The 23,140-nt window shown below is 56.3% G+C and carries 19 protein-coding genes, 3 pseudogenes and 1 riboswitch; of the genes and pseudogenes, 6 read left to right on the top strand and 16 right to left on the bottom strand.

The genetic code is table 11. The features are described 5' to 3' along the window. Positions 1 to 81: 81 nt before the first annotated feature. The 11 genes and pseudogenes from uca to AB4Y96_RS15800 form a co-directional block, all read right to left on the bottom strand. Complete coding sequence (gene uca, locus AB4Y96_RS15850; RefSeq protein WP_441918393.1) at positions 82 to 3,621, bottom strand: urea carboxylase; 3,540 nt, start codon at positions 3,619 to 3,621, stop codon at positions 82 to 84. Between the two features lie 3 nt (positions 3,622 to 3,624). Next, entirely contained in the window at positions 3,625 to 4,287 is a 663-nt protein-coding gene (locus AB4Y96_RS15845; RefSeq protein ID WP_091881891.1) for an urea amidolyase associated protein UAAP2, read from the bottom strand. Positions 4,288 to 4,300: 13 nt separating this feature from the next. Beyond that, on the bottom strand, positions 4,301 to 5,122 hold the full coding sequence (locus tag AB4Y96_RS15840) for an urea amidolyase associated protein UAAP1 (RefSeq protein ID WP_441918404.1): 822 nt from the start codon (positions 5,120 to 5,122) through the stop codon (positions 4,301 to 4,303). Between the two features lie 2 nt (positions 5,123 to 5,124). Further along, the gene (locus tag AB4Y96_RS15835) at positions 5,125 to 5,943 is read right to left on the bottom strand and encodes an ABC transporter ATP-binding protein (protein WP_091881894.1); all 819 of its coding nucleotides are present in this window, start codon (positions 5,941 to 5,943) and stop codon (positions 5,125 to 5,127) included. Further along, positions 5,940 to 6,758, bottom strand: coding sequence for an ABC transporter permease (locus AB4Y96_RS15830; protein WP_091881897.1), 819 nt, complete (start codon positions 6,756 to 6,758; stop codon positions 5,940 to 5,942). The genes AB4Y96_RS15835 and AB4Y96_RS15830 overlap by 4 nt, the downstream gene beginning before the upstream one ends. 60 nt (positions 6,759 to 6,818) lie before the next feature. Further along, complete coding sequence (locus tag AB4Y96_RS15825; protein ID WP_441918403.1) at positions 6,819 to 7,892, bottom strand: putative urea ABC transporter substrate-binding protein; 1,074 nt, start codon at positions 7,890 to 7,892, stop codon at positions 6,819 to 6,821. A gap of 76 nt (positions 7,893 to 7,968) precedes the next feature. Beyond that, positions 7,969 to 8,077, bottom strand: a riboswitch (guanidine-I (ykkC/yxkD leader). Positions 8,078 to 8,403: 326 nt separating this feature from the next. After that, positions 8,404 to 8,979, bottom strand: a pseudogene (locus tag AB4Y96_RS15820) (LysR substrate-binding domain-containing protein); the annotation flags it as partial. 292 nt (positions 8,980 to 9,271) lie between these two features. Beyond that, a pseudogene (locus AB4Y96_RS15815) lies at positions 9,272 to 9,457 on the bottom strand (3-oxoacyl-ACP reductase); the annotation flags it as partial. 59 nt (positions 9,458 to 9,516) lie between these two features. Beyond that, positions 9,517 to 9,615, bottom strand: a pseudogene (locus AB4Y96_RS15810) (NAD(P)-binding domain-containing protein); the annotation flags it as partial. Between the two features lie 64 nt (positions 9,616 to 9,679). After that, positions 9,680 to 12,796, bottom strand: a complete 3,117-nt coding sequence (locus AB4Y96_RS15805) for an efflux RND transporter permease subunit (RefSeq protein WP_441918392.1) — start codon at positions 12,794 to 12,796, stop codon at positions 9,680 to 9,682. Further along, complete coding sequence (locus tag AB4Y96_RS15800; RefSeq protein WP_441918391.1) at positions 12,796 to 13,908, bottom strand: efflux RND transporter periplasmic adaptor subunit; 1,113 nt, start codon at positions 13,906 to 13,908, stop codon at positions 12,796 to 12,798. The genes AB4Y96_RS15805 and AB4Y96_RS15800 overlap by 1 nt, the downstream gene beginning before the upstream one ends. 98 nt (positions 13,909 to 14,006) lie before the next feature. On the opposite strand from AB4Y96_RS15800, the gene AB4Y96_RS15795 reads away from it, so the two are divergent. Both AB4Y96_RS15795 and AB4Y96_RS15790 read left to right on the top strand, forming a co-directional pair. After that, positions 14,007 to 14,591 carry a TetR/AcrR family transcriptional regulator gene (locus tag AB4Y96_RS15795; protein ID WP_441918390.1) on the top strand — a complete coding sequence of 195 codons (585 nt, stop codon included), beginning with the start codon at positions 14,007 to 14,009 and terminating at the stop codon, positions 14,589 to 14,591. A gap of 146 nt (positions 14,592 to 14,737) precedes the next feature. Beyond that, positions 14,738 to 15,553 (top strand): oxidoreductase, encoded by an 816-nt coding sequence (locus tag AB4Y96_RS15790; RefSeq protein ID WP_441918389.1) that lies wholly within the window; start codon positions 14,738 to 14,740, stop codon positions 15,551 to 15,553. Between the two features lie 244 nt (positions 15,554 to 15,797). Here AB4Y96_RS15790 and AB4Y96_RS15785 read toward each other — a convergent pair whose 3' ends face one another. Beyond that, positions 15,798 to 16,289, bottom strand: a complete 492-nt coding sequence (locus tag AB4Y96_RS15785) for a nuclear transport factor 2 family protein (RefSeq protein WP_441918388.1) — start codon at positions 16,287 to 16,289, stop codon at positions 15,798 to 15,800. 199 nt (positions 16,290 to 16,488) lie between these two features. Between AB4Y96_RS15785 and AB4Y96_RS15780 the strand changes: the two genes are divergently transcribed. Continuing rightward, positions 16,489 to 17,157, top strand: coding sequence for an NAD(P)H-binding protein (locus AB4Y96_RS15780; protein ID WP_441918387.1), 669 nt, complete (start codon positions 16,489 to 16,491; stop codon positions 17,155 to 17,157). 104 nt (positions 17,158 to 17,261) lie between these two features. On the opposite strand, the gene AB4Y96_RS15775 is transcribed toward AB4Y96_RS15780, so the two are convergent. Together AB4Y96_RS15775 and AB4Y96_RS15770 are read right to left on the bottom strand one after the other, a co-directional pair. Next, positions 17,262 to 17,468, bottom strand: coding sequence for a hypothetical protein (locus tag AB4Y96_RS15775; RefSeq protein ID WP_441918402.1), 207 nt, complete (start codon positions 17,466 to 17,468; stop codon positions 17,262 to 17,264). Between the two features lie 44 nt (positions 17,469 to 17,512). Further along, a complete protein-coding gene (locus AB4Y96_RS15770) occupies positions 17,513 to 18,118 on the bottom strand; it encodes a LysR family transcriptional regulator (RefSeq protein ID WP_441918386.1) in 606 nt (201 codons plus the stop codon). A gap of 105 nt (positions 18,119 to 18,223) precedes the next feature. On the opposite strand from AB4Y96_RS15770, the gene AB4Y96_RS15765 reads away from it, so the two are divergent. Beyond that, on the top strand, positions 18,224 to 18,652 hold the full coding sequence (locus AB4Y96_RS15765; RefSeq protein WP_441918385.1) for a VOC family protein: 429 nt from the start codon (positions 18,224 to 18,226) through the stop codon (positions 18,650 to 18,652). 83 nt (positions 18,653 to 18,735) lie between these two features. Here the strand turns inward: AB4Y96_RS15765 and AB4Y96_RS15760 are convergent, their stop codons facing one another. Then, a complete protein-coding gene (locus tag AB4Y96_RS15760) occupies positions 18,736 to 19,632 on the bottom strand; it encodes a LysR family transcriptional regulator (protein WP_441918384.1) in 897 nt (298 codons plus the stop codon). Between the two features lie 279 nt (positions 19,633 to 19,911). Here AB4Y96_RS15760 and AB4Y96_RS15755 point away from each other — a divergent pair, with 279 nt between their 5' ends. Both AB4Y96_RS15755 and AB4Y96_RS15750 read left to right on the top strand, forming a co-directional pair. Then, complete coding sequence (locus AB4Y96_RS15755) at positions 19,912 to 20,646, top strand: SDR family NAD(P)-dependent oxidoreductase (RefSeq protein ID WP_441918383.1); 735 nt, start codon at positions 19,912 to 19,914, stop codon at positions 20,644 to 20,646. 72 nt (positions 20,647 to 20,718) lie between these two features. Continuing rightward, a complete protein-coding gene (locus tag AB4Y96_RS15750; RefSeq protein WP_441918382.1) occupies positions 20,719 to 21,318 on the top strand; it encodes an NADPH-dependent F420 reductase in 600 nt (199 codons plus the stop codon). A gap of 115 nt (positions 21,319 to 21,433) precedes the next feature. On the opposite strand, the gene AB4Y96_RS15745 is transcribed toward AB4Y96_RS15750, so the two are convergent. Next, positions 21,434 to 22,303 (bottom strand): NmrA/HSCARG family protein, encoded by an 870-nt coding sequence (locus AB4Y96_RS15745; protein WP_441918381.1) that lies wholly within the window; start codon positions 22,301 to 22,303, stop codon positions 21,434 to 21,436. Between the last annotated feature and the right edge of the window lie 837 nt (positions 22,304 to 23,140).

Below are 23,140 nucleotides of genomic sequence, written 5' to 3'. Positions count from 1 at the left end.
GCTTCAACCAGATCAAGTGGTGTCAGGCCAGCTTGGTAGGCGACGCGAAGGCTTGAGAGATCGAGAATCGTCGGCAGCATGTTAACAGTCCTCCAGAATGACAATAATGTCGCCGACCTTGACATTTCGCCCGGGTGCGACGCGCAGTTCGCGGACACGGCCAGCCGCATGAGAATTGACTTGAAACTCCATTTTCATGGATTCGATAATGGCAAGCGCATCACCCGCAGCCACGGATGCGCCTGGCTCGACAAGCAGTTTCCAGATATTCCCCTGAATGCTGCTCGCAACGCCGAAGCAGCCAGCCGGAATATTAGAGACCGGTGGCTCCCACGCAGCGTCCTCACTCACGAAACTATCTAGCCCCGCTTGCTTCCAGCGGTTCCGTTCTGCATCGAAAGCGGCTTGCTGCCTGTCCTTGAACTGCACGATGGATTGCGAATTCCGCTTCAATTCCTCCGCGTAAGCAGCATAGGAAAACTCCGTCTCTTCGATTTTGACTGGATAGCCACCATGCGGAAAGGCAGCACGCGCTTTCTGCAGCTCCTGATGGCTGACTGGGAAAAAGCGTATCTGATCGAAGAAATTCAGCAGCCATGGGTTGCCGTTTGCGAAAGCCGGCGTCTGCCGCCAGGTGTTCCAGATCTGAATGGTGCGGCCGAAAAGCTGATAACCGCCCGGCCCTTCCATGCCGTAGATGCACATATAGGCACCGCCGATGCCAACGGCGTTTTCCGGCGTCCAGGTCCGGGCAGGATTGTATTTTGTGGTGACAAGGCGATGGCGCGGATCGATGGGGGTTGCAACCGGAGCGCCGAGATAGACATCCCCCAATCCAAGCACAAGATAACTGGCGTCGAAGACGATGTCTTTCACCGCCTGTTCATCGGGAAGTCCGTTAATGCGCCGTATGAACTCAATATTGGAAGGGCACCATGGGGCGTTCGGCCGAACAAGTTCTTGATATTTGCGCATGGCAAGTTCCGCATCCGCATCATTCCATGATAGCGGCAAATGGACGATCCGGCTGGGCACGGTCACCTCCTCCGCTGACGGCAGGTCCGCCTCGATTTCCGCCAGAAACTGTAGAAGCCGCTTGCGTGTCAGCGTGGTGCCGTCATAATGAATCTGCAGCGAACGGATGCCCGGGGTAAGGTCAATCAGTCCGGGAAGCCCGGCCTTCGAGGTGGCTGTCATCAGCAAATGCACCCGCAGTCTAAGTGCGATATCGAGCGCCATCGGCCCATATTCGACAAGCAGATTGTCATCGCCCTGACGGCGGTAAACCACAGAAACCGGTCCATTATTCCACTCACCGACTATGGCTGATCCGACATCGGAACTCTTCCGGCGGATGGCAGGCCCGACTATGGGATCGTCCGGCCGGATAACCGGATGGAACCGGATGCTGTCTCCGGGTTTGAACTGTCCCATTTTCCACTGTTCGTCCCGGGCAATCACGGCAGGGCAAACAAAGCCGCCAAGGCTCGGCCCGTCGGGACCGAGGATGATCGGCATGTCGCCGGTGAAATCAATTGCGCCAACGGCATAGGCATTGTCATGCAGGTTTGATGGGTGAAGACCCGCTTCGCCTCCGTCGCTGCGCGCCCATTTTGGTGCCGGACCAATCAACCGGACGCCGGTGCGCGCACTATTGAAATGCACCTCGTAAGCGCTAGAAAAAAAGACATCAATGTCTTCCTGCTGAAAAAAATCCGGTGCGCCGTGCGGCCCGTAGAGCACGCCCACCTGCCATTCCTGTGTGATTTCGGCGGGCTCCAATGCGAGCTTCAAGGCCCCAACGGGCTTATTGCGCGCTAGATGCAGCACGTGGCCCGTCTTGAGTGTACCGGTAGCGTTGCCGCCGAATTGGCCAAGCCCAAAGGTGGCACGTGAACCGAGCACAACCGGCGCGGAAAATCCGCCCCTGATAGCAAGATAGGCGCGCTGACCAGCACCCTCGATAGCTCCGATCGAAAGCAGTTGGCCGGCACGTATTGTGATCGCCTTGCCGTGCTCCAGCACTTCACCATCGCAAGTCATGGTCATTCGCGCTCCCGTCAGGGCCACTTCGGCATCCCTATAAAAGCGCAGTGTTGGTCCGGATACCGTTAGTTCAAGCCCGGTCGTAGCGTCGTCGTTGCCAACGAGGCGGTTGGCGTTGCGGAAAGACCTCTCGTCCATCGGGCCGCTCGGTGGTACGCCGACATTCCAGAGACCAAGACGGCCTGGCAGTTCCTGAATGCTGGACTGAGCACCGGGAGCCAGAACTTCGACAATATCCGGAACGAACAAGAAATCGCGCAGAGCCGTGGTAGCGACCCTGCCACTTGCAAGGAACTCCGAATCTGAGATCGCCCGCAGATAATCCAGATTGGTCTCGATACCGGAGATCGCGGTATTGGCTAATGCTGCCTTCAACTTTTTGATCGCGGCAGGGCGATCCTCAGCTGCGACTATCAGTTTGGCGAGCATCGGATCATAGAAGGCGGTCACCTCGGTCCCGGTTTCGATCCAGCTATCGACACGAACACCTTCAGGAAAGACAACTTCTGTCAGAAGACCCGCGCTCGGCCGAAAATCCGCATGCGGCATTTCCGCATAAACACGAACTTCAATCGCAGCACCTTTCGGTGTGAGCAAATCGACACCGGAAAGGATGGCTTCGCCTGCAGCCTGGCGGATCATCCATTCGACAAGATCGATACCAAATACGACTTCAGTAACGGGATGCTCTACCTGTAACCTTGTGTTGACTTCGAGGAAATAGAATTCTTCCCGGATGGGATCGTAAATGAACTCGACCGTACCAGCCGATTCATAGCAAACCGAAGAACCAAGATCTGTCGCAGCCTTGTGGAGCCGCGCGCGCGTCGTTGAGGAAAGACCGGGCGCAGGCGTCTCCTCCAAGACTTTCTGATTTCGGCGCTGCAGGGAACAGTCCCGCTCCCCGAGAGCCACAACCTTGCCCTTGCCGTCGCCAAAAATCTGGACTTCAACGTGCCGGGCATCGGCCACGAAGCGTTCGATGTAGACCCGGGCATCGCCGAAACTGGCACGCGCGATTCGCTGTACGCTTTCGAACGCGGCACGCAGGTTCGCAATGCCGTCACAGAGCTGCATGCCGATACCGCCGCCGCCGGCGGTGCTCTTCAACATGACCGGATAGCCGATCTTTTCTGCAGCGGTAAGTGCGTCGTCGATATCTTCCAGAAGGCCGCTGCCCGGGAGCAGAGGCACACCGCCTGCCTCCGCGAGCTCGCGGGCCGTATGTTTCAAGCTGAATGCCGAAAGATGTTCCGGTCGCGGACCGATGAAGGCAATACCTTCAACCGCTAGCCGCTCAGCAAAACCGATGTTCTCGGACAGGAACCCATACCCGGGATGCACGGCTTCCGCCCCGGTCAACTTGCAGGCTGCAATGACCGCATCGACGTTCAGATAGCTGTCGCTGGCGGGCGCAGACCCGAGATGGATTGCCTCGTCAGCGAGTAGCGCATGCTTGGTAAAACGGTCTGCATCGGAATAGACGGCCACAGAGGCAATGCCCATCTTTTTCAATGTCCGTATAACACGCACTGCGATTTCGCCCCGATTGGCGATGAGAATCTTCTTGAACATATCTCAGGCCCCGGCAAGGGATGCCGTGTCCCCAATAAGGACTCGTATCGGCGTCGGATCAAAGCCATTGCATGGATTGTTGATCTGCGGACAATTGGAAATGACGCAAAGCACATCCATCTCTGCGACCAGTTCGACGTAGTCACCCGGTGAGGAAATACCATCGACAATCGTCATCTCACCATTCGGCTTGATAGGTACGTTCATGAAGAAGTTGATGTTCGGCACGATGTCTCGTTTGCTCATGCCATGCTTCATCACTTCAAGCACGAAATTGTCCCGGCAGGAATGTAGGTATCTGGCGCTATGGCCGAAACGCACCGTATTGCTTTCGCAGGAACATGCACCAGCGGATGTATCGTGACGGCCACAGCTGTCAGCCGTCATCTTCAACATGACATTGCCTTCGTTCGATATAATTCTTGTGCCTATACCTATGTAGGCGGCGCCCTGCTCCCGCATTGTGTCCTGATTGGAATAACGCTCGGAATAATCATCGGCACGGTAGAACAGCGTGTCGATTGCTTGCTGGCCATAACTATCCTCGATACGGATTCTCTGCCCCTTGCGCACGATACCGGACCAGGGCGCTTCTGCGGGAATGAAATATTCCTGGACAAATTCATCAAGGTTGTTTGATGCAGCTGTTGGAGTGAAATCTGTCATTGTCGTTTACTCCTTAGGCCAACATCAGCGCATTGTTTTCAAAGCCGCGAACAGCTTCGGCGGTGGCAGTGCGGGATAAATCATCTGCTGTAGGTGCCGCGGAACGGAAGCGTGTCACGTTCAGCGCATCCGGCGCATAGATGGGGTCGGGATCTAAAGGATGGGGGCAATTCGAGAGGCCGATAATCAGATCCATCTCGGCGCGCAGCTCAACATAGTCTCCATTGTTCGCAAGCTGGCTTTGCCACTGAAAGCGCCCTTCGTCGTCAACACGGACAGGAGCAAACAGATTGAGTACAACGGGAATATCAGGGCGCTCAAGGCCGAGCTTTCCGGCTAAAAGCACCAGATTATCCCGCGTGTTGCGCGTCTTTGCACCTGGATATTTGGCGGAATTCGATGCTGCCGTGGATCCACCCAGCAAGCAATCGTGGGCCCCCGAACTGTCTTCCACGATCGAGAGCATAACCCGGCCCATATCCGAGAAGATGACGCGGCCCTTGCCGAGAGCGATTGTCCATTGCACCTTGACCGTATCCACAAGGCTTAACTTTTCGCTGGTGTCGTTTGCATTCCAGGCCACCAAGGCGACGGTCGAAGGCGCGCCCTCTTGCTCTATACGGATAGTCTCCCCGCACTTCAGTGCTGTCGACCAATACCAACCCCCTGGAATGGTTTCGGCGTGGATTATAGAAGCTTTCTCAATCACAGGTGCAGACAGTGCGCTTGGTGCTGGCAATACCTTCGGTGCGAACTCCAGTCCTTTGCGCTGATGCTCCTCGTAGCGCCGACGGTTTGCGGCGATCTCTTCTGCAGAACGTCTGATATGCATAATGGTTATTCTCCTGACAATGCCGGGTCGTCCCGGTGATACCCTAGAGAATTGATCGGGCCGTCCCGATCGGGGCTGAACTTCGATGGCACGCCTGCAAGACGAGGTGGCCAGATGGAAATGTCCTTGGTGATGGTCGCGCCGTAACGCTGCTTTTCTTCGGGGCGGTCCCGCCGGCGTTCGAAGGCGACGACGCGGCTGGCAAGAGTGAAGGCTTCGCGGATATCGTGCGTAACCATGACTACGGTCATTTGTGTTTCGTGCCACAACCGCTTCATCAACGTGTGGATCTCTGAGCGGATACCGGGATCAAGCGCTCCAAACGGTTCATCGAGTAGCAGGACTTTCGGTTTCATGAACAACGCCTGAGCGAGCGCCAGACGTTGCTGCATGCCGCCCGACAGCTGAGCGGGGTACTTCTGTTCAGCGCCCGAAAGGCCAACTTCCGCTATGAGCTCGCGAGCTTCTTCGACAGCATTGCGCCGCGCAACTCCAAAGAGCTTGGCTATGCGGCGTGAGTTGGAGAATTCCTTTCCTAGTAGAACGTTCCCCAACACAGTCAGATGCGGAAACACAGAATAACGCTGAAACACGACCCCACGGTCCCGCCCTGGCTCTGTCGGTATCGGATCACCGTCAACCAGTATCGTGCCCCGGGTGGGTTGTTCCTGGCCGAGCAATATGCGCAGAAAGGTAGTCTTGCCGCAGCCCGATGGCCCGACAAGGGCGACAAAAGCGCGGGATTCGACTGTCAACGACACGCTCTCGAGGACGATCTGGTCGCCATATTCCTTCCAGACATTCCGGATAATGAGTTCGCTCATGCCTGCTTCTCCAACTCGGACCACGGGAAGACAGCAATGCGAACGCGGTCGAGAATGTAATTGGTGACAACCGCAAGTAACGTGATCCAGACAACATAGGGAAAAATGATGTCCATGGAGAGATAGCGGCGGACAAGGAAGATGCGGTAACCAAGCCCCGAGTCCGATGATATGGCCTCGGCAGCGATAAGGAAAAGCCAGGCAGGACCGAGCTGCAACCTCAGACACGTGATAATCCGCGGCAATACCTGCGGCAGCACGACGCGCAGCGCGATCTGCCACGACGAACCACCGAGTGTTTCAGCTTTGATAATTTGCTCCCGGGGCAGTTCGAGGGCTTTGAGAGTAAGATCGCGGATCATAGTTGGCGCTACACCGATGACGATCAGTGCGATCTTGGAGACTTCGCCTAGGCCCATCACGATGAAGAGGATCGGCAAGAGTGCCAAGGGTGGCACCATGGAAATGACGGCAACGAAGGGCGAGAGCAACGCCCTGAGATAAGGCAGCATGCCAATGGCCATGCCGAGAAGTAATGCCGTTAACGTCGAAATGCCCAATCCCGCGAAAAGGCGGATCAAGCTCGCTGCGGTGTCGGACCAGAGCAGATATTCGCCGGTCCGCGGGTCCGGCAGGAAGGCCACACGATTGATGGCATCGGCAAAACCCGCAAGACTGGGCAACAGCTTGTCATTTGGATTTTCCGTCAGCCGTGCGACCGATCCCATTGTATAGGCAACAATGATCAATACGAATGGCAACAGCAGTAAGATGACCTGCGTACCCCGACTCGGTTTTATGTTGATCCAGCGCATGGACTAAATCCTCAGATGAGAAACGGAAGCGGCGCGAACTGAGCCGCGCCAGACTATCGCTCAGAGCGAGCCATCGGCCGCTGCCCTCATGTAAGTCTCGGTGAAACGCAGTTTTACGTTGCTGCTGTCACCGAGAATCTGCCCGTCTGGCATTTCGATGCCGATAACATCGGGGGACGCTGCACCACTGCCGAGCAGCCCCTTCTCGAAAAGGAACGTGCGCACGAGGTTCATCGTCTTCGGCAGGTTTTTGGAGGTTATGAATTCAACCGCGTCAGTCGGCTTACTGAAGAGTTTCGTGGCAGCAAGTTGGGCTTCGAAACCCTTCAGATCCGTCCCGGAGGCAGACCCCATCGCCTCTCGGGCCGCCCTGCCGTCATCGCTGCTTGCTGTCAGCAACGCCGCGGTTTCAAACCAGATACCTGCGAGGGCCTTGCCGAAATTGGGATTGTCTTTGAGAACACCCGAATTCGCCACCATCAGATCAATGATTTCGCCGGGTATCTGTGAACTGTCGAACACTCTCCTGGCAGTTGGCTCTTCAAGAATGGTCGAAACGAGCGGATTCCATGTAACGACCGCATTCACATCGGTGGCCTTGTAGGCAGCAACCATGTCGGCGTCGGAGGTGTTGACGACTTTCACGTCGCGCTCAGTCAGTTTGATACTTTCCAGCGCTCGGGCCAGCAGGTAGTGCGATACCGAATATTCGACAAGATTAACGTTTTGATTTTTGATATCTGCGAGCGTGGTCTTGTTCTTAAGGATCACAGCATCATTGCCGCTGGAGAAGTCGCCGACAATTACGGCTGTTGTATCAACACCACCAGCGGCCGGAATGGAAAGACCGTCCATGTTGGTGAGCGTTACCGCATCGAAGGCCCCCGCCGTGTACTGGTTCATCGACTCCACGTAATCGTTAAACTGGGTGACCTCGATTTTGATGCCGTATTTATCCGCCCATTTCTTGACGATCCCATGATCGGCCGCATAACCCCACGGCATCCAGCCGACGTAAATCGACCATGCAACTTTGAAATCATTCTTTGGTGCAGCGTCGGCAACAGCGGTGATCCCCAACGCCAACGAGACGCCCAAAACGGTAATCGAGAGCATTTTTGAAAGAATATGCATTAAAATTCCCCTTTTGCTTCTTTTCAAAAAAGGGATTGGCATAGACCATCGCGCCGCCAATCCCTTGGCCAACGAGGTCTCCCGGGCTTTTATCCCGCCGTGCATCCGGCGGGATGTGTCCCCTACCGGTGGCAGCTCTCGGACCAGCACGCTTTTTAAGCGCCGGAACCCTAGCCACCAACTCTGCTATGAAGAAAGCAAGAAGCATGCCAAACTGTATGGCATTGATTTTACTTTATATTTCTTTTCGGAATGTTCTCTGCTTGCGCAGATTATTGACGACATGCTTAGCAATTGAGCATTGCTCATCCGATGGACGAGCGGTTCTTTGCACCTTGAAGCGCTCACCAACAGCATGATTTTTGCCCGACTTTTGTGCAGTTGCGTTCCCCAAGCCTGACACCGGATGGAGGTTCGATTATCGACAGCGCTCGTTAAGCAAGGGGGACGTTGAGGAATCAGCGATCCTCGATTTTCGACGCAGAAATAATACCACGCCTTGATCGCCAACTTACGAGCGGAAGCGCAAAGCCTCTAGCAACAGGGCGAAGGCGGGTGATGCCTGACGTCGGCTTGGATAGTATAGATGGTATCCCGGCCAAGGCGGGCACCAGTCATTGAGGACTTGGCGTAGCTGATCTCCGGCAAGGTGTGGCCGCGCCAAATCCTCAGGCACAAAGGCAAGTCCAAATCCGCACAGCGCGGCATTGAGCACGTGAAATACGTTGTTAAAGATCAATTGTCCTTCGACCCGCACCTTCAGTTCCTGATTATCCTTTTCAAGTTCCCAGGCATATAAGCCGCCGAATGTAGCGAGACGGAGATTGATACATGTGTGTCCGACCAGATCCTGCGGTATGATGGGTGGAGCATGATCTGCAAAGTAGCTTGGGCTTCCGACAACCACGAAACGAATGTCAGGGCCGATCCGCACCGAAATCATGTCATTGGCAACTTGCTCGCCCAACCGCACACCTGCATTGAATCCATGAGCGGTGATATCAGTCAGGTCGGCATCAGCACTGAGTTCGACCTTGATATCCGGGTAGTCGATTAAAAGGTAACTCGTCCGAGGACCAACAATGCTCCGATCGTCAGAACGATCGAAGCCAAGCGGTACGTATTCGATGAAGTTGCTCTGCGCTGGATACGCCAACGCAGCCCTTCATCTGTGCTGTCTCCAACCATATCCCAACCTTCAGGCGCCGTAGCAAGATCGGGAATGAAAGAGCGATAAGGGCAACTGCGAAGGCGGAGGCGAAGAGCAATGTGGTGGGAAGTATGGCCACCTAGGTTCCTTAAGTTCAATTGAGGGATATTTCGTCAACAGCAGAGCCCAAGCCGTATCGGATAGAGGTCAGCGACATTTTGGGGCGGTTTCAGCGTGCAGCGTCGATGACCGAGCCACCAAAAGGCGTGAGGTTATAGCCGGTGATGAATGGCGCGTTCTTGGTAGCAAGGAACAGCACGACTAGCCCGATGTCTTCTTCGGGCAATCCAAACCGCACTAGCGCATTGGTCGGCGCCGGCAGATCGGCTTCGGCCATGGACAGGACATTCTTAACATTGCCAAGCCGCGTCATTTTGAAGGTCAGGCAGCGCGACATCCCAGATGGTCTCGGGTTCCCTTCGAATTGGAAATTTTGACGCCATGGCCATCGGTCACGAGCTTTCTCGCCAGAGTAGCACCAATATTTCCAGCACCTACAATTCCAATTTTCATTACCTGTCCTTTCGTAAAATCCAGGATTGCTCCGCCCGTAAATCCATCCTTCGTTGAGCAGTATCTATTCTGCAGCCCTTGGCGTGTTCATTGCCCGTGCGTCTGCAAGTACGACAGGCCTGGGCATCTCATCCGCGGTTGGCTTGATGCGGAACCACACTGCGTACAGAGCTGGAAGGAAGAGCAGGATCATGACGGTGCCCGCAGCCGTTCCGCCAATCAGCGTATAGGCCATCGATCCCCAGAATACCGAATGAGTCAAAGGTATGAAGGCGAGGATCGCAGCCAGCGCTGTCAGGATGACAGGACGCGTCCGCTGCACCGTCGCTTCAATAACGGCGTGATAGTCATCGAGACCGGCAGCTTGATTTTCCTTGATTTGTTCTGTCAGGATCAACGTGTTGCGCATGAGGATACCTGCCAATCCTATCAACCCGAGAATGGCGTTAAAGCCGAAAGGTTGATTGAAGACAAGCAACGTCGGGACGACCCCGGCAAGTCCGAGTGGCGCAGTCAACATGACCATCGTCATCGTTGACAGGCTGCGAACCTGGAGGATGATGACGATCAACATCGCTGCAATCATGGCCGGGAATATCTTGACGAGTGCGACATTGGCCTTGAGGGATTCCTCGATGTTGCCGCCCATTTCAATGCGATACCCGACAGGAAGCGAGGCGATCAGTGGTTGAAGCGCCTTCATGACCTGCTGTGAGACCTCCGGGGGTTGTGTCGCTTCGTTGATGTCAGAGCGTACCGTAATCACCGGGGTGCGGTCGCGGCGTTTCAGGATTGGCTCTTCAAACCGGATCTCGGAATGGCCGATCTGATCAAGGGGGACCTGATGGCCATCCCTGCTCATGAGCGAGAAATCGCCCAGCCTTGAAGGATCAAGCCGGTTGTCACCCGCGCTACGCGCGACAACAGGAACATTGCGGATGTTGTCGCGCACTTGAGTAACTGGGATGCCGCTGAGCAGCAATTGCATCTGCTGGGCTGCCTCAGAGGGTGAGAGACCGATCAGATTGAGCCGATCCTGGTCCGGGACAAACCGCAGCACCGGAGTTCGGTTGCCCCAATCCCGGTTGGGCTGTCGGATATCTGGAACGCTTTTCATGATAGCAAGAGCCTGTTCGGAGATTTTGTAAAGTTCATCCGGATCCGGTCCCATGATCCGAAACTCGACCGGAAACGGCGTGTAGGGGCCAAAGACAAGCTGTGTTACGCGCACAGATGCCTCAGGAACAAGCCCGTCCGAAACGGCGGCTCGCAGGCGATGCTTCAAAGCCTCGCGTGCGTGCGCATCGGGGGTGAGCACAACGACCTTGGCGAAGGCAGGGTCGGGCAATTCAGGTGCCATGGCAAAGAAAAAGCGCGGGGCACCCTGCCCTACATAGCTGGTGACGATTTTTGCTTCCGGCTGAGCTTGCAGCCAACCCTCGACTTTCTCCACTGCGGCTGTCGTGGTTTCAATGCTCGTGCCTTCGGGCATGCGAACTTCGACCAGTACTTCAGGCCGATCCGATGTCGGGAAGAACTGCTGTTTTACGCCTCCCATCCCGACGACTGAGACAGCCATCGCGATGCCAACGACTGCGCACGTCATAAATTTATGCCGAACCGCGAACTCGATAAGCGAGCGCAGGCGACGGTAGTTCGCCGTATCATAAATGGCGTGATGTCCACCTTCGACCGGTTTGATGTCGGGCAGCATTTTGACGCCCAGATAGGGCGTGAAGATCACCGCGACGAACCAGGAAACAATTAGCGCGAACCCTACCACCCAGAAGATGTTGCCGGCATATTCCCCCGCGGTTGATCTGGCAAAGCCAACCGGCATCAATCCTATGATTGTAACGAGTGTTCCCGACAACATAGGTGCTGCGGTATGGCTCCAGGCATAGGCGGCTGCCTTGATGCGATCCATGCCCTCTTCCATTTTCACGACCATCACCTCAATGGCAATGATTGCATCATCAACCAGCAATCCGAGCGCCAGGATTAATGCACCGAGCGTGATACGGTCGAAAAACCTGCCGGTTTCCAGCATGATGAGGAACACAACGGCAAGCGTCAGCGGTACAGCAAGCGCCACAACGACGCCGACGCGCCAACCAAGGGCAACCAGGCTCACGAACAGTACTACGCCAAGCGCCATAGCGAACTTGAGCATGAATTCGCCAACCGCCTCTTCGATGTTAACGGCCTGATCACTGACTTTGGTGAGCACCATGCCCAGCGGCAGTGTCTGCGCGATTGCGGCGGATCGCGCTTCAAGCGCCTTGCCGAGATCAAGACCATTCCAGCCCTGTTGCATCACGGCACCCAGCATGATTGCCGGCTCGCCCTCATGGCGGATGACGTAAGTCGCCGGATCTTCGTACCCGCGCCGAATATCAGCCAAGTCGGAAAGTTTTAGAGTGCGTCCGGCCGCTGCGATCGGCGTATCGGCAATCGCCTGCACGCTGTTGTAGGCTCCGTCAAAACGGATGAATACCTGTGGCCCACGCGTATCAATGGAGCCGGCAGGCGTGACCGTATTCTGTCTCTGCAAGGCCGCGGCGATATCGGTTGCCGATATTCCAAGCGTCGCCAGCTTGGCGTAGGAGAACTCGACGAAGATCTGCTCGGGCCGTTCCCCGAGGATGTTGATTTTCTTCACACCGGGAACATGCAGGAGATCCTGACGGATGACCTCCGCCTGTCGCACGAGGTCGCGCATCGGCATCCCTTTCGCCTTCAGTGCATAAAGACCGAAGCTGACATCAGAATATTCATCGTTGACGAAGGGACCAATGACGCCGGGCGGAAGGTTTCGGGCTTCATCGCTAAGCTTCTTGCGAGCCTGATAGAACTCCTCTTCGACGGCGGCGGGCGGCATGCTATCTTTCAAAGTCACGGTGAGGAAGGCGTAGCCCGGCCGCGTTGTCGTTTCGACACGATCATACCAGGTGAGTTCCTGAATGCGCTTCTCAAGGGGCTCAGCGACAAGATCCTGCATTTCACGCGCAGTGGCACCTGGCCAGACTGAAGTGACCGTCAAAGTCTTGATGGTGAAGGAAGGATCYTCCGCGCGTCCCAGCTTGACGAAGGCATATACGCCCGCAGCAGCCAATAGAACGATAAAGAATAAGGTAACGGCGCGTTCGCGAACTGCGAGGGCTGAGAGATTGAAGCTCATTATTTTGTCACCTCTTGCTGCGAGGCAATTCTGACTGCTGCGCCATTTTCGAGAAGATGTGCGCCCAGAGCGATCACCTTCTCACCAATGCCAATACCGGTGATAGATGCCATTTCCTCGCTGATCTGTTTAATTTCGACTGGCGTGAACTTCACGGTGGAAGTGGCGCCGTCGACAACCCACACGCCTGTCCGGCTACCATCGTCCAGGATGGCGCCTACTGGAACAGCCACCTCTGACTGCCTGTGCGCGTCCAAGATTTTAATCGTCACCGTCGAACCGAGCGGAGCCGAGGCGGCAGCGCCGTCGAGAACATAGCGTGCCTCGTAAGTACGGGTTTGCGGATCGGCGGCATCGGAGATCTGTCGCAGCCTAGCCTTTCCGCTGAGACCGTCGCCTCCGTAGACACGTGCCTGCGCTTCGGATCCTATATCGGGCCGCAAAGTCTCGGGTAGCCAGACAACGGCTTCACGCGGACCAGCCTGCGCGAGTTGAATGACCGTCTGGCCCGCTGCCACAACCTGTCCGGGGTCTCCAAGCGTTGCGACGACTGTTCCATCCGAATCTGCAAGAAGAACCGTATAGATGGCTGCGTTTTCTGCGACCTTGGCGTCGGCCTCAGCCGCAGCCAGCTGGGCGGAGGCTGTGTCGAGGGCGGCTTTCGCCTGTTCATATCGCTGTGGGGTGGCAGCCAAGCCGTTCTTCACCAGCGCCGCATAGCGTTTCTCATCTGCCTGTACCTGGAGCAGGACAGCCTGCGCTGCGATGACCGTATTGCGCTTCGCTGTAAGCGCGAGCTGGAGATCGGTTTCATCGATGCGCATCAGGACCTGGCCTTTTCTCACCTGCTGACCCACATCGACCATCCGCTGGACGATCTTACCCGGAACCCGGAACCCGAGGTTGCTCTGCACGCGCGAAGCGACGGTGCCGGTAAACGACCTCTCCGCTGTCTCCGTCTTCTTCGCCTCTGCAACTCTTACCAGCGGCGGAACCGTCCTCGGATCTGCGGCTTCAGCTCTTCGTTCGGTCGATTCGGAAACAAGGAAAACGCCGCCAGCGGCCGCCACCCCCAGGAGACCCACGAAAGTCAGGACGTATTTGCGTTTCATTTTACATTCTCTGCTTGACGAGTGATCTTCACAAATTAGATTGCGATCTAAATCTAATTATGCTATAGATGTCAAATGAAATCTAATCGGAGGTCGACATGAGAGTGAGCCGCGCACAGGCCGAGGAAAATCGGGAAACGGTAATCAACGTCGCGAGCCGTCTGTTTCGAGAACACGGCTTTGATGGGATTGGCCTGAAAGATCTGATGAAGGGTGCCGGCCTGACGCAAGGCGGATTCTATAAACAGTTCTCGTCCAAGGACGACCTCGCCGCCCTCGCATCAAGGCGCGCGATGGAAAGCGCCACGCACAGATGGTGGGCAGCTGCAGCAACAAGCTCCAATCCCCTCGAAGCAGTCATAGAGTTCTACCTTTCCCCGGATCATCGTGGGGAAAAGGCAGACGGCTGCCCATTGGTGGCGTTGGGGGCCGACGCGGCGCGACAAAGTGAAGAGGTCAGGCGTCCATTTGAGGACGGTATCCGCGCTCACTTTGGGGTGCTGGATGAGCTGATGAACGATACCAAGAGCTCCGATCCCAGCGCCAAGGCAATGGCGGTACTGTCTCTGATGGTGGGCGCCGTCACACTATCCCGTATCATGCAGGACGAGAATTTGTCGCAAGGCATCCTTGACGCAGCCGCTGGCGAAGTCAGGCGCATTGCGCGCGCCGAAGATGGATGAACGAACTGACCGGTGTGAGCATCGGTTGAACCGGTGATTGAACACTGTCTTTATCCGTTCCTGTTCTTCCCGACACCAGACCTGCAGCCAACAGGCCAACCCACATTTTCGAAACGCGATCCAGCATAAAGAAAGAAGTAATTTCCATGAACAAGACCAATCTCGGCATCGCCCTTGTGACGGGGGCATCCAGCGGCATCGGGCGTGCAACGGCTGTAGCCCTGCAGAACGCAGGCTTTCGTGTGTTCGGAACCAGCCGTCGTGCCGTTGCGCAGAGGAGCGGCGGCGTTACCATGCTGCTTTGCGACGTGACGGACGATGCGTCCGTGGCGAAACTGGTTGACGACGTGCTGGCCGAAGCCGGGCGCATCGATCTGCTGGTCAATAATGCCGGCATGGGTTTGCTTGGTGGCGCGGAGGAGTCCTCGATGACCCAGGCCCAGGCACTGTTCGACGTGAACGTCTTCGGCGTTTTGCGCGTAACCAACGCGGTGCTGCCGGCGATGCGACGCCAAGAAAAGGGCAGAATCGTTAATTTGAGTTCGGTGCAAGGGATTATCCCCGCTCCCTATTTCGCACTTTACTCATCGACCAAACATGCCATCGAAGGCTATTCTGAATCGCTTGATCATGAACTGCGCCCATTCGGAATTCGCGTTGTATTGGTCGAGCCCGCCTACACCCGTACGCTATTCGAAGATAATCTCGCCAAGCCAGACCAGTTGCTTGATATCTACGACTCTGCGCGTGCTGGCATGAACGTAGTCGTGCGAAAAGCGATGGAAAAAGGCGACTCTCCCGACGTGGTAGCCAAAGCCATTTTGGCGGCTGCGACCGATCCCGCTCCGAAGAGGCGCTATGCGGCGGGAAAAATGGCGCGCCAGGCCAGTTTTCTGCGCCGTTTCGTCCCCGCATTCGCATTTGACAAGAGCTTGCGAAAGCAGCTGGGACTGCCCGTCTGATGTCGATATCCACGAGCGCATTTCAACCGATAATACGTTGGGGCGACGACAAGATTACAAACTCTCACGCTTTGTACAAACCCGTAAGTCATCAAAAACGGTCGATTAGACTTGTTGATAGTTGCCTTGCAGCACAGCATTCCCATCAAAGATGTGAATTGATGAAGCTCAACAGATTCAAATTTGTCATTGGATGATTGCTTCTGAAGGCAGGATTCTTGAGAGCATGTCGGATAGCCCCCAGTCATTCCATGTCACGCGTTGTGATCCCGATCGCAACATGGCGCGATATTATAGCCTGACAATTCAGCCAACCCTTTTTGGTGAGATATCGCTCGTGCATTCGCCTGTCAGGCGGCAGGCGCGTCGTTGGTGTGGTAGATTTTGCGATGATCGTCCACGTTCCATCGATTTTCAGGAGATTGAAGTAGTCGGTGAAGCAAAAACCTGACACATCGTTGGAATCGACGCGAGCGCTGGCCGCGGTGTGGTTGATATCCATATAGGCGAACACTGCACGGGCTTCCGGCGAGGGACGGAAGGCCGTGTCAATTCCCTTGTACAGAACTTCGATCGCTCCACTCGACAGTTTGCCGTTCTCCATGCCAAATATCGTTGCCTCTTCGGCGAACGCGGGCTTCATGATTGCGCTATTGGCCTGCTTGCAGCCTTCAATATACTTGTTCAATACTTCGGTGATGGCCGCATGGTCATCTACGTAGGTCGGTTTAGTCATAATCAGTCCTTTCAGGTTGCAACTACAAGCATATTGCGGGTTGCGTGAGCAGTCTTCAGGCTGCGTCTTCAACCAAAACGGGTCCTAGACCTGCAAGACGTTTGGCACGGTTATCGGACGGCGCGAGCCAACAGGAACTGCAAGGCATCGGATCGGCGGCTTTGGCAATGATGCAGTCTAGCCTAACTAAAGGTAACATATGAAACGGGTATTCATCGTCGGCGGCGCGGGGAAAGTCGCACAACATTTGATCAAGCAGCTTGCGGGTGCTGGCCACAATGCTTTGGCCCTACACCGTAAGCCTGAACAAACTCGTGAGCTGGAAACTCTCGGCGCAACCCCTGTCTTGGGCGATCTCACAAAGCTTACCGTCAACGAGTTGGCGCAGGAGATGAAAGGCAGTGATGTCGTCGTCTTCGCCGCTGGCGCCGGTGGTGCGGGAATAGAAGTCACCAATGCGATTGACGGGCGGGGACTAATGCTTGCCGTGGACGCGGCACGAAAGGCGGAAGTGCCGCGGTTTCTATTGGTATCGGTGTTCCCGGATGCCCTGCGTGAGGGTGATCGCAAGGCAGGTTTCGAGAACTACATGCGCGTCAAAAAGCTCTCGGATGCCTATCTCGTCGCCTCGGATCTGGAATGGGTCATTGTCCGTCCCGGCACACTGTCGGATGCTCCTGGCACGGGACAAGTCAAGCTCGACGTGGCTATCTCATACGGCGATGTCCCCAGAGAAGACGTAGCCACCTGTCTGACACGAATTATCGGCGAGCCGAACATGCGCAACGTCATTTTGGAACTGACAGCAGGTTCGGAGCCGATCGATCAAGCACTATCGAGGCTGGTCGCGCGCGCAGCGAAGTCCTGACCAACCTTATCATCTGACTTTAATGTTCCATTCGTGTAGAGGTGTCGCCTTGACCCAGTCATCATCAGTCTTGGGATCACCATGTCTGTTTGTGAACGGTTCGCTTACTCACGTGCTTCGAGCAGGCAGTCAACGAGCGCATTGACGGCTGCATCTGGCCGCGTTGTGCTCAACATGCCGATCTCTCGGGTCAATCGGTGTTTTCCTAGGGGAATCATGCGTACGCCCAACGCTGAAGCCATATTGGATTCGGTTATGGGCAAAATAGCTACTCCCAACCCTTTCCCGACGAGAGTGAGAATTGCCTGCAAGTCGTCGACCTCGATCGACTCCCGAACTGAGAACGACTGGGACTTCAAAAACGGTCAACCTGTCGCCCGCCAAAAGACGTTCGTTCATAACGGATAAAGGGTTCCTGCTGGAGGATCGAAATCCAATCTCTGGCATCCAGGTCCAAAGGTACGGCCAGGACATAGGGTTCCTCAATCAATGGCGTCCACCGCAGTTCCTTCGGTACGCCATGGGAGGGTTTGATGACAACAGCAAGATCAAGCTCGCCCGCGTCGACCTGATCGAACAGATTGAGCGATATCCCTGGTACGATATGAACACGGTGCGTTGGGAAGCGCGCCCGGAACACGACAAGAGCGCGGGCAAGCAGGGTCGACTGAACTGAGGCGATGGCGCCTATCCTCAGGACGGTCGCCATCTTGTGTTCGCAGGGCTTCCCCAGATCATCGAACATGGAGATGATGGTCTTGGCTTGCTCAAGTACCCGCAAACCTTCTGCATTGATGACGGCGGATCGCCCCGTGCGTGTGAACAAGGCGATACCTACCTGCTCCTCCAGACGCTTCATCTGTCCGCTTACCGCTGCTTGGGTAAGCCCAATGCGATCACCTGCCGCCGAAAAGGTTCCAAACCTGGAGACTGCGACCAGAGTTTTCAGTTCCGAAATCATCTTCTATAACTATTCCTATGGCTGAGCCTCACAATATACAGTTTTTCATAATTTTCTGCATCGCTTAAATGTTGTTCGTTGCTGACAACCCATGGAGAACGACGAATGACCACCGCACCGATTTACCCCTTCCATCTGGCTTTCCCTGTCAACGATCTCACAGCAGCCCGCGCGTTCTACGGCGAACTTCTCGGATGTTCTGAAGGTCGCAGCTCACCTGACTGGATCGACTTCAATTTCTACGGTCATCAGGTTGTCGCCCATCTTGCGCCTGCTGAAACCGGAGAAGCCGCTACGAATGCCGTCGACGGTCATGGTGTGCCTGTCCGCCACTTCGGTGTCGTCCTGCCGATGGACGACTGGAACGCGGCTGCGGAAAAGCTTACCAAAGCCGGCATCGATTTCCTCATCAAGCCCTACATTCGTTTCAAGGGCGAACCGGGTGAGCAGGCCACCATGTTTTTCAAAGACCCGAGCGGCAATGCCGTCGAGCTGAAGGCGTTCGCCAACATCGAAAACCTCTTTGCCAAGTAACCTACACTGATGGCGTCGCCCTCTCTGTAGCTACCCAGGATGGAAGCATAAGGCGGGCAAAGCTGGATGATACCTGCCGGGCGTCAGTCGCGCGATATGGACAGTCCCGCGAGAAGTGGAGTGTAAGCGGCGAGCCTGCGCGATACGAACTCCGTAAAGAGCCGCACGCGCTTCGTCTTGCGTGTCTCCCCCTGTGTGAGAAGCCAGAGCGTTCCGTACATGTGCAGGTCGGTACCCGGCACCCTCGCCAGCAGGGGGTCGGCATCTCCGATGAAGCACGGCAGTGTCGTGATCCCGAGCCCCTGCCGTACGGCCGCAATCTGCGCCGCGGCGTCCGTGGTTCTGAATGGAACGCCCGTGGTGCGAACCTCACCCTCGCTGGCCCACTCCGGAATGCCATGCAGGCTTATGACGATCCACCGGAGGGGATCCGCCGCACCCGCACGCCATTTGGCTAGTCGACCGCGGGACATGTAGACCCCGCCAAACAGCTCTGGTCCCTTCAAGCCGTAAAGATTGAGCGGCAGGCTCTTGCGGTCGTAGACGACACGGATCGCTACGTCGGCCTCTCGGTTGGTCAGATTTGCCAGCTCGCCGGACGACAAGATTTCCATCTCGATGTCCGGATGCAGACGCGCGAAATCGGCGAAGTCCGGCATGAGCAGGTGTGTCGCCAGAATCGGTGTCAACGTAACCCGCAGAAGCCCGCGCACGCTCTGGTCGCGACCGAGGACGCGCGTTTCCAGCTGGTGTGACGATGCTTCCATTTGGTTTGCGAGCTCGAGGACCTCCTCGCCCGCAGGCGTCAGGCGGTAGCCCGAAGGCAGCTTCTCGAACATTTCCGCCCCGAGGCGTTCCTCGAGTTGTGCGATGCGTCGCAGCGCGGTCGAGTGATTCACCCCAAGGCGTTCGGCGCCGGCTCGCAGTGAGCCTCCGCGCGCCACGGCGAGAAAGTAACGAACGTCATCCCAGTCGATCATGGTGTAAGTCGATCATGGTGTAATTTGGCACCGCGCGGTGCGCCTTCCAAACTTCGTATCGCTCACACCGTACAGCAGTACGGGCAGTCATAATAGCTCCCTCAACGAGCGCGACCCAATTCTGAATGGTGGACACCGATCGTCGAGGCTGACGTCAGTTATCTGGCTGGATCGTTTTTGCACCACCGATGTGCACGCTTGCGCCCTGATACGCGCCGAACTTTGCACCTACTTCAACGATCACAGGTTTCCATACAACTTCAACAAAGGATGCAGAACATGACTAGACTGAATGGAAAGACTGCCGTGATCACCGGCGGCGCTACCGGCATCGGCCTCGCCGCTGCTAAGCGCTTCATTGAGGAAGGCGCCTTCGTCTTCATCTTCGGCCGCCGGCAGGAAGCGCTCGCCGCGGCTCTGGCCAAGCTTGGGCACAACGCCCGCGCGGTGAAGGGCTCGGTCTGCGATGAGGGCGACCTCGACCGGCTTTACGCGGCGGTGAAGGCCGAGCGCGGAACGCTGGACATCGTCTTCGCCAATGCCGGGGTGGGAAGCCAGCTTGCACTCGGCAGAATCACTGCAGAGCACATTGATGAGACGTTCGACACCAATGTGAAGGGTACGATCTTCACGGTCCAGAAGGCGTTGCCGCTAATGGACCAAGGCAGTTCGATCATCCTGACCGGATCGAGCGCCGGCACCACGGGCGCCCCGGCATTCACCGCCTACAGCGCGAGCAAGGCGGCAGTGCGCAATCTCGCGCGTACCTGGGCGGAGGACCTGAAGGGCACTGGCATCCGGGTAAACGTGCTGTCACCCGGTGCGACGGCGACCGAACTCGCGAAGGAAGCGCTGGGCGAGGAAGGCCAGAAGGCCTACGGCGCAATGACTCCGCTCCAGCGCATGGCCGATCCGGCGGAGATCGGGGCGGCAGCTGCCTTTCTCGCGTCGTCGGATAGCAGCTTCATGACCGCCAGCGAAGTCGCTGTCGATGGCGGCCTGGCACAACTCTGACGCGCCACGCCCGGCGGTCGCTCCATTCGATATCCGGAGCCCGCAGGGCTTAGTAAAACAAAGGAGAATATTATGAACTATGCAATTATCGGCTTTGGCAATATCGGCCAGGCTTTGGCTAAGGCGTTCGCCCGCAACGGCATTGAAGTATCCATTGCAACCACGCGCGACCCGGAAAGCTTTGTATCCGCCGCAGCCGCGATCGGACCCACAATCATTCCCAAAAAGCTGGCGGAAGCGGTCAAGGCAGACATCGTCTTTTTGGCTGTCCGTTTCGAGTCGCACCAGGATGTCGCGAAGGTGCTGCCCACCTGGCAGGGGAAGACGATCGTCGATGTGACCAATGCCTACGGCGTGCCCCCTGAGGAACTGGGGGGACAACCTTCTTCCAAGGCCGTCGCGCAGGCTTTCACTGGCGGTAGACTGGTCAAGGGCTTCAACCATTTGGTCGCTGCCACCCTTGACCAAGACCCAGCCGTACATGGTGGCAGGAGAGTCGTGTTCCTGGCGAGCGACGATGACGCTGCCGTAACAGAGATTGGTGCGCTTGCGGAAAATCTCGGCTTCTCGCCGGTCAAACTTGGCGGGCTTTCAGAGGGCGGACTGCTAATCCAGGCGCACGGAAATAACTGGGGTCATCTGATCTTTAAGGACTTGGTCAAGTTCGACTGATGAACACGACGTTCCCACCGGCAAGGACACGACGCACGGATCGGATCGAGCATGATCCGATCCGTGCGTCATATCCTGTCAAGTCCTCGGTATTTGGGATCTGGGAGTGGCCGCCTCAGGCAGAGGCAGCGCTTTCCGATGCAAAGTTGCGATAGGAGCGCAGCGGCCGACCCAAAAGTGTCGTCAGGCGCTTGATGTCACCACCCTCAGGCAGCATGCCGTCAGTCAGGAACCGCTCGCTCATCATGCGCATATCGTAGGCCATCCAGGCCGGCATGAACTGCTTGAGGTTCTGCTCGAAAGCCTGTGTATCGCCACCGCCGTAGATGATCGGGCGGTGGAGCACGTCTGACCAGATGGCGGCGATATCCGTACCGGTCAGTATATCGGGACCGACCAGGTTCATACGATGGATCGGAAGCGGTTGGGTAGCCTGCTCGCGGCGTAGCAGTTCAAGGGCAGCGATCTCCGCGATATCGCGGGTGTCGATCATTGCAAGCCCCTTGTCGCCGATGGGCATCGGGTAGACGCCGTAGCCGGTGATGGCATCCTTGATCGTCAGATCGTTTTGAATGAAATAAGCCGGGCGAAGGATGGTCGCGTGCAAGCCCATCTGCTCGATCATCCGTTCGACGCCGAACTTGCCGGCGAAATGCGGCACGTTCACGTAGACGTCGGGATGGATCACCGACAGATAGACGATCCGTTCGATGCCAACCGAGCGGGCGACATTGAGGGCGATCAAAGCCTGGGTGAATTCGTCCGGCACGACGGCATTTAGCAGGAACAGTGTGGACACGCCATCAAAGGCACTGCGGAGCGAGTCAACATCGAGAAAGTCACCTTTCACAACAGTAACGCCTGCCGGGAAGTCGGCTTTCGAAGGATCGCGGACGAGGGCATGGACACCAGCCCCACGGTTGACGAGCTGTTCGATGACTTGGGAACCAATACTGCCTGTGGCACCAGTAACGAGAATAGTCATTGGATTTTCTCCGGGTTAGAATTTCTTGACACCCCGAATATGGATGGTTCGTTATTGATCCAATAGACCATCGATTTAGACACAGCGTCTCACAGGTGAGACGGTATGATCTCTCTCCACGCCAACATTGAAGGGCCAACGGCGCGAAAACCACCAAACGCTGAGAATGGATCACAGTTAAATACGCTGAGGCCATGGATGCCCGGGCTGCGATCAGCAGCAGCAATTTCTCTTGGCAAGCGGGACGTTTTTAATGGCAAAAGAGTATGCTTTCGCGGCAGTCGAAATGCACATCCTCGTTGCCACTGAACAAAGGGCACGACCAATTGAATCAGCCGCATCTAATATCTAGTCTCTGGAGGCAAGCGCGGGCAAGTTGATCTTAACGCGCGGAAAGCGACAAGGCTTTCACGCCAGCGGGGAATGTCCGCGTGCGGCTTATCAAGCAATCGCAGCGTTGTCGCTTCAGCCGCGACGCCGAAACGTTTCCTATGAGTCAGACTCTTGGGGAAGCAGAGCAGGTCGAGGCGGATGGTATGGAAGTGAAACGGTCGGCGCTGAGCGCCAGACACTTGAAAGGCTATCGCCCCATCCTGCGGTTTCACGGGCTTTGCCGCCTACGACACAACGTTGTCGGCTTGGCTGGCTGTTTGGCACACAGTCGACGGAAGTTCTATGGTAAGCGGTTAAGCCATCTCTGATTGTTCGATTGAGGCAACGGCTTGATCTTAGGCGATACTGCGCCCAGATATGCTTCGCCCGGGTTTCGCTGCAGTGATCAGCACAGCGGTCTTTGCAGACTAAGATTGAAAACCCGCTAGAGGTTATTCTTCAAAA

This window comes from Phyllobacterium sp. TAF24, assembly GCF_052113785.1.
Classification (GTDB): Bacteria; Pseudomonadota; Alphaproteobacteria; order Rhizobiales; family Rhizobiaceae; genus Phyllobacterium.
Note: the sequence above shows the minus strand (reverse complement) of the source record. Positions and strands in the feature narration are given on the sequence as shown.

Bases quoted from the DNA above. Each gene is read 5' to 3' on its own strand.
- uca (WP_441918393.1), bottom strand. From the start codon at position 3,621: ATGTTCAAGAAGATTCTCATCGCCAATCGGGGCGAAATCGCAGTGCGT.
- AB4Y96_RS15845 (WP_091881891.1), bottom strand. From the start codon at position 4,287: ATGACAGATTTCACTCCAACAGCTGCATCAAACAACCTTGATGAATTT.
- AB4Y96_RS15835 (WP_091881894.1), bottom strand. From the start codon at position 5,943: ATGAGCGAACTCATTATCCGGAATGTCTGGAAGGAATATGGCGACCAG.
- AB4Y96_RS15830 (WP_091881897.1), bottom strand. From the start codon at position 6,758: ATGCGCTGGATCAACATAAAACCGAGTCGGGGTACGCAGGTCATCTTA.
- AB4Y96_RS15825 (WP_441918403.1), bottom strand. From the start codon at position 7,892: ATGCATATTCTTTCAAAAATGCTCTCGATTACCGTTTTGGGCGTCTCG.
- AB4Y96_RS15800 (WP_441918391.1), bottom strand. From the start codon at position 13,908: ATGAAACGCAAATACGTCCTGACTTTCGTGGGTCTCCTGGGGGTGGCG.
- AB4Y96_RS15795 (WP_441918390.1), top strand. From the start codon at position 14,007: ATGAGAGTGAGCCGCGCACAGGCCGAGGAAAATCGGGAAACGGTAATC.
- AB4Y96_RS15790 (WP_441918389.1), top strand. From the start codon at position 14,738: ATGAACAAGACCAATCTCGGCATCGCCCTTGTGACGGGGGCATCCAGC.
- AB4Y96_RS15785 (WP_441918388.1), bottom strand. From the start codon at position 16,289: ATGACTAAACCGACCTACGTAGATGACCATGCGGCCATCACCGAAGTA.
- AB4Y96_RS15780 (WP_441918387.1), top strand. From the start codon at position 16,489: ATGAAACGGGTATTCATCGTCGGCGGCGCGGGGAAAGTCGCACAACAT.
- AB4Y96_RS15770 (WP_441918386.1), bottom strand. From the start codon at position 18,118: ATGATTTCGGAACTGAAAACTCTGGTCGCAGTCTCCAGGTTTGGAACC.
- AB4Y96_RS15765 (WP_441918385.1), top strand. From the start codon at position 18,224: ATGACCACCGCACCGATTTACCCCTTCCATCTGGCTTTCCCTGTCAAC.
- AB4Y96_RS15760 (WP_441918384.1), bottom strand. From the start codon at position 19,632: ATGATCGACTGGGATGACGTTCGTTACTTTCTCGCCGTGGCGCGCGGA.
- AB4Y96_RS15755 (WP_441918383.1), top strand. From the start codon at position 19,912: ATGACTAGACTGAATGGAAAGACTGCCGTGATCACCGGCGGCGCTACC.
- AB4Y96_RS15750 (WP_441918382.1), top strand. From the start codon at position 20,719: ATGAACTATGCAATTATCGGCTTTGGCAATATCGGCCAGGCTTTGGCT.
- AB4Y96_RS15745 (WP_441918381.1), bottom strand. From the start codon at position 22,303: ATGACTATTCTCGTTACTGGTGCCACAGGCAGTATTGGTTCCCAAGTC.